General features: G+C 47.5%; 7 protein-coding genes. 3 read left to right on the top strand and 4 right to left on the bottom strand.

The features are described 5' to 3' along the window. Positions 1 to 280: 280 nt before the first annotated feature. A complete protein-coding gene (locus IM450_RS10390; protein ID WP_287665007.1) occupies positions 281 to 607 on the top strand; it encodes a hypothetical protein in 327 nt (108 codons plus the stop codon). A 457-nt stretch (positions 608 to 1,064) separates the two neighbouring features. On the opposite strand, the gene ureE is transcribed toward IM450_RS10390, so the two are convergent. Together ureE and IM450_RS10380 are read right to left on the bottom strand one after the other, a co-directional pair. Further along, positions 1,065 to 1,541, bottom strand: coding sequence for an urease accessory protein UreE (gene ureE, locus IM450_RS10385; RefSeq protein WP_287665004.1), 477 nt, complete (start codon positions 1,539 to 1,541; stop codon positions 1,065 to 1,067). 77 nt (positions 1,542 to 1,618) lie between these two features. Then, positions 1,619 to 2,104 (bottom strand): DUF4168 domain-containing protein, encoded by a 486-nt coding sequence (locus IM450_RS10380; protein WP_002801324.1) that lies wholly within the window; start codon positions 2,102 to 2,104, stop codon positions 1,619 to 1,621. 549 nt (positions 2,105 to 2,653) lie between these two features. On the opposite strand from IM450_RS10380, the gene IM450_RS10375 reads away from it, so the two are divergent. Both IM450_RS10375 and cobD read left to right on the top strand, forming a co-directional pair. Continuing rightward, a complete protein-coding gene (locus IM450_RS10375; RefSeq protein ID WP_002801322.1) occupies positions 2,654 to 2,938 on the top strand; it encodes an HU family DNA-binding protein in 285 nt (94 codons plus the stop codon). Between the two features lie 55 nt (positions 2,939 to 2,993). After that, positions 2,994 to 4,073, top strand: a complete 1,080-nt coding sequence (cobD, locus tag IM450_RS10370) for a threonine-phosphate decarboxylase CobD (protein WP_002801321.1) — start codon at positions 2,994 to 2,996, stop codon at positions 4,071 to 4,073. 31 nt (positions 4,074 to 4,104) lie between these two features. Here cobD and psbC read toward each other — a convergent pair whose 3' ends face one another. After that, entirely contained in the window at positions 4,105 to 5,487 is a 1,383-nt protein-coding gene (psbC, locus tag IM450_RS10365) for a photosystem II reaction center protein CP43 (RefSeq protein ID WP_287665001.1), read from the bottom strand. Further along, the coding region (locus IM450_RS10360; RefSeq protein ID WP_271931852.1) for a photosystem II protein D2 at positions 5,471 to 5,642 on the bottom strand (172 nt) is incomplete at its 5' end. The genes IM450_RS10360 and psbC, both read right to left, overlap by 17 nt.

The following is a 5,642-nucleotide window of genomic DNA, read 5'->3' as shown; positions in this document are numbered from 1 at the left end:
TTTTGGGGCAACTTTGGGTGTACTATCACGTCAAAAGCCTGAAGACTCGTGAAATGAAATTCGCCATCCCATTGAATTTTACCCCGTATTATGGGAACTAACTCCCAAAAGCCTTGCTACAGGGCAAATTTAGAATTGCTGCCCTATGTATTTATTTCTATTTGCTCACAACCCACCAATGAGCAATTATATCTATTCCTAAATGGGGTGTACCCCCAGAAAGTTTCTGTATAGTATGTGGTTACGCACTGTAGTTAACTAAAACTTTGGAGGATAGATTATGGCTGTTGCTGGAAACTGGACGTTGTTTTACGATTGGGGCTGCGATGGCAGTTACAGTAAGACTACTATGACCGTCAATGCCAGTGGGACTTGGACCAATGGTGAGGGTGCTAGTGGCCTATGGGTCCAGGTTGCGGGAATGTTTATGTTTACTTTCAACAACGGTGAGACGACGTATGCTGGTAACCTCGCGAGCAAATCCATTACCGGCATCTCGACTACTTTCACTGGCTTAAAAGGTTGCTTCTATATGCTGCAGGCTGGCGTGCCGACCACGTTCGCAGCCGAACGTGTTGCTGATAAGCTTAACGCTCAAGGCAAGTAAAGCAATCATCTGACCGGGCATGTTGGACAACTATAAAGCTGTTGCCTGACAATTTCAGCGAAGATACCGGCCTAACTTTGCGCTCCACCCGACCCGCGCCCGCAAGCTGTTTCGTGTTCTCGATTCCCTGATAGGCGCGGGCGGGTGAGCTTCTGCGTTATTGCGATCGCTATTGCCGTAGGGGGTGTTCCCTAATGCAAGTCATACTGCTCCAGCACTCGATTTTGGGGGACGCACCCTGCACATTCCCTCCCCAGATAGCGGTCGCCGAAGGTTGAATAATTGTAAGTTTTTGTTAAGGGGTGTGGTCAGATATAGGAATCGTCGCCATAACCCCAGAAAACTCCTGTTATTTTAGCTTATTGTCAGGAATTTAGTTAAACAAGGTTTTTGGCAGTCGTAAAAGGGAGGGAACAAGGCTTGCTGTGTCTAAAACTGAGAATTGCTGCTTTTTAAACTATCCCTTTTTTGCCTCTTCCAGGTCATGATAATGCTGATAAGCGCCGATTTCGGGGTTAAAAGGGGCGATTTCTTCATTTACAGTTAATCCCAAACCTTCTAACATTGCTTGTAGGACAGAATCGGGGGCCAGACGGAGATAATCAGGATTAATTTCTAGGGCTACATGACGATTACCGAGGTGATAGGCTGCTTTGAGGAGTAAATCGGTTGAAGGGGCGGTAATAGTGATAACTGGTTCGGGTTTAGCGATAATTTGAATAATTTCGCCGTTTTCTCCCCGCAGGAAATCGCGATCCTGTAGAATGGTGCCGCGGGGTAAACGAAAACAGAGGGAAAAACCTTCGGGACTGTCGAGACGATAACGGCTGCGGGTGCGTTCTTCGGCCGTAAGTAGGAGGCTAAAAACCACCGTTTCTGGGGGAGGTGGACTAGCGGTATGACGGGGGGGTAAGCGCTCGGTAAAAGTTAACATGGTAGTGGTCAATGGGAAAAAATATTCTTAATTGTAGCCCTGACTCCAGCTTGACCGGAAAAACTGAGGAACTTTTTCTATTTATTCTCCCGTTGCAGACGAATCATCTCATTTTGCACCCGTCGTCTCAAGTTATCATCGCTGCGAATCCGGTTAGTAATGGCGTTAAACTGAGCGGCAGTCAGACCACTATCTTGGACAATCTTTTTTGAGTTATTACAATAATCTACGGCAATTCTTTGGGCATTAGCTGGAAGATTATTAAAGCTTTCCCGTTGGTTACAGGTAATTGCCGGGGGACTTTTCCCTAAAATTTGCGAAATTGCCTGATAAGCTTGTTTTCTTTGGGTTTCGATCAACAAAACTGCGGTTGCATAACGTTTAATTTGGTCAGCAGTAAAATCTTGAGTATAAGCGGAAGACCGGAAACTAACTATCTCCGTAGTCCAAGAAAATTCGGGGATCAGACCGCCAAGAATGGCGATTACTGCCAAAAAAGTCACGATAAAAGAACGTCTTAAGCTTTGACCTAGATCGGCTAGGGGATAGCAGTAAATCACCATGCGAGTTTGTCGCTGAATAGATAATGATAGCAAACTTTCCAGTTAAATCCTGCTTTTTTGAATATTTTTAACGATCATAAGTTCCAATTCTAGCGAATATCTCCTGGGACTGAACCTTAATTTTTGGGCAGAAATTGCTTTGGTAAACTTTTTTAACGTTTTTGGGGGCAAAATTAGTCAAAAATCTTGGAGAGAACCAATGAACGATTTTTGGGAAGTTAGGATGCCTATCGCTTTTAGAGAATATTTATCGGCAATTTAGCAAGCTAATCTCTTTTTATTAGCTTATATCGCTGTTAATCTCTCGCTTATTCCCCTTTGTCTCTCCTCTTGGTGGGTAATCGGGGGGAAATCTAGATAAATTAAAGGTTTCAGCGATTCCGATCGAGACAATTCCCGCTTAGAATAATGCAGTGGAATATATAGCCAATGAGGATTTGAGGCATTATTTAGTGATCTCGATCCTGGCGAGTCCTCAACAGGGGAACCATAATAAACTACTGACAACCACCCTAAACTCAGAAAAACCGCAAAAAAAGGAGTTAGCGCATGAATAAAGGTGAATTAATCGATCAAATCGCTCTCAAAGCCTCTGTGACCAAAAAACAAGCAGATGCTGTTCTCACTGCCGCCATCGAAACCATTATCGAAGCGGTTTCTGAGGGGGACAAAGTAACCCTAGTAGGATTCGGTTCCTTCGAGGCCCGGGAACGTCAGGCCAGGGAGGGACGCAACCCGAAAACCGGCGATAAGATGGATATTCCGGCCACTCGCGTCCCGGCTTTCTCGGCGGGTAAACTGTTTAAAGACAGAGTGGCCCCGCATAAGGAATAATTACTGTTGAGTTTCGTTCTCGCGTAGCGAGCGCAAAGCGTTCGCTGTAAGTCTTTTGCTTAGACCTAAACATGGTGGTAATCTTGACTGGGCGGCCGCCATTGCCGGCTGTCCGGTTTCCTCTATTCTCGATTTTTCTGCCAGTATCAACCCCCTCGGTCCGCCAGAAAGCGCCCTAACCGCTATTAAAAGCCATTTAACCAGTCTGACTCGTTATCCTGACCCAGGGTATTGGCAGTTGCGCTCTGCCCTCGGCCAATGGCACAATATAGGGCCAGATTGGATTCTCCCCGGCAATGGTGCGGCTGAGTTATTAACCTGGGCCGGTCGGGAATTGGCCTCATTTGATAGTGTTTATGTACTAACACCCGCTTTTAACGATTACGAACGGGCCTTAAAAAGTTTTGGTGGAAAAATCTGCCAACATTCCCTAGATTTAACCAGTTTAAAGCCGGTTAATCCCGAAAAACAAGGCTTATTACTCAATAATCCCCACAATCCCACGGGGAAACTCTGGACGGTGGCGGCCATTCGTCCCTATCTATCGCAATTTGGTTTGGTGGTAGTGGATGAGGCTTTTATGGATTTTTTACCCCCGCCACAACAGGAGAGTTTAATATCTCTCTTGCCGGAATATCCCAATCTCGTGATTTTGCGTTCCCTAACTAAATTTTACAGTCTCCCCGGTTTACGTCTAGGATATGTCCTCGCCCATCCCGATCGCCTGTTACAATGGCAAAAATGGCGCGATCCTTGGTCGGTGAATAATTTGGCTGTGGTTGCCGCTATTGCGGGAATTGAAGATAGGGATTTTCAAAAACAAACTTGGGACTGGTTAACGGCGGCCCGCGAGGATTTATGGCAGGGATTAGCTAATTTTCCGCAATTACAGCCCCAAACCAGTGCCGCTAACTTCCTCTTAGTACAATCTCAATCTTCCTGTTTACCCCTACAGGAAGCTTTATTAAAATATCATCGAATTTTCATCCGCGATTGTCTCAGTTTCCCCGAATTGGGTAGCAATTATTTTCGGGTAGCTGTCCGTTTACCGGCAGAAAATCAACGATTATTATCGGCTTTAGAGAGTGTTTTAGCTGCGTCTGATATTAACCACAAAAAAGCTCCCGCCAACTAGACGGGAGCCTCTACCATCGAACTAAGGGAAATTAGTCGAGGTCGGGCATTGCCAATGCGGGTTCAGTCTCGCGGTCAATTCCTTTCTCGAAACCGGCGGCGGCGGCGCGAGCGCGTCCAGCGTGCCAGAGGTGTCCAATCAGGAAGAAGAAAGCGAGGGTGAAGTGAGAGGTAGCCAACCAAGCGCGAGGAGACACATAGTTAAACGAGTTAACGTCAGTGATAACCCCACCCACAGAGTTCAAGGAACCTAAAGGAGCGTGGGTCATGTATTCAGCCGCGCGGCGGACTTGCCAGGGTTGTACGTCATTTCTGATTTTGTCGAGGTCTAAACCGTTAGGACCACGGAGGGGTTCTAACCAGGGACCGCGGAAATCCCAGAAACGCATGGTTTCACCACCGAAGATGATTTCGCCAGTGGGAGAGCGCATCAGGTACTTACCTAGACCGGTGGGGCCTTGGGCAGAAGCGACGTTAGCGCCTAAGCGTTGGTCACGGACCAAGAAGGTGAAAGCTTGAGCTTGAGAAGCTTCCATACCGGTCGGACCGTAGAATTCACTGGGATAGGCGGTGTTGTTAAACCAAACGTAAACGGCGGCGATAAAGCCCATCATGGAAAGAGCGCCCAAGCTGTAGGACAGATAGGCTTCTCCAGACCAGATGAAAGCGCGACGCGCCCAAGCAAAGGGTTTGGTGAGAATGTGCCAGATACCGCCAGCGATACAGATTAAGCCAATCCAGATGTGACCGCCGATGATATCTTCCATGTTGTTGACGCTGATAATCCAGCCTTCGCCACCGAAGGGAGCTTTGGTCAGATAACCAAAGATAACTGCGGGGTTGAGGGTAGGATTGGTGATGATGCGGACATCACCGCCACCGGGGGCCCAGGTATCATAGACACCGCCAAAGAACATGGCTTTAAATACCAACAACAGCGCACCACCACCCAAGAGAATCAGGTGATAACCGATGATGTTGGTCATTTGGTTTTTATCTTTCCAGTCGTAACCGAAGAAATTAGAGTATTCCTCTAGGGTTTCCGGTCCGCGGATAGCGTGGTAGATACCACCAAAACCGAGTACAGCCGAAGAAATTAAGTGCAGAACACCAGCGACGAAGTAGGGGAAGGTATCGACTACTTCACCACCAGGACCGACCCCAAAACCGAGGGTAGCTAAGTGGGGAAGCAGGATTAAACCCTGTTCGTACATCGGTTTTTCGGGGATAAAGTGGGCGGTTTCAAACAGGGTCATCGCCCCGGCCCAGAAAACGATTAAACCAGCGTGAGCGACGTGAGCGCCGAGCAGTTTACCGGAGAGGTTGATAAGACGAGCGTTACCAGACCACCAAGCGAAGCCGGTGGAACTTTGGTCACGACCACTAGCGGTAGGGATATTAGAGAGCGTTACCACGCGGGAGAACCTCCTCAGGGAAGATAAAGTTTTCGTGGGGTTGGTCTTGGGGAGCCATCCAAGCTCTCAGACCTTCGTTAAGCAGAATATTTTTAGTGTAGAAGGTTTCAAATTCCGGGTCTTCCGCCGCTCTCAATTCCTGAGAAACGAAGTCA

Source organism: Microcystis sp. M083S1, from assembly GCF_020246405.1.
Taxonomy (GTDB): domain Bacteria; phylum Cyanobacteriota; class Cyanobacteriia; order Cyanobacteriales; family Microcystaceae; genus Microcystis; species Microcystis aeruginosa_C.
The sequence above is the reverse complement of the archived record's forward strand: the minus strand, read 5'-3'. Positions and strand labels throughout refer to the sequence as shown.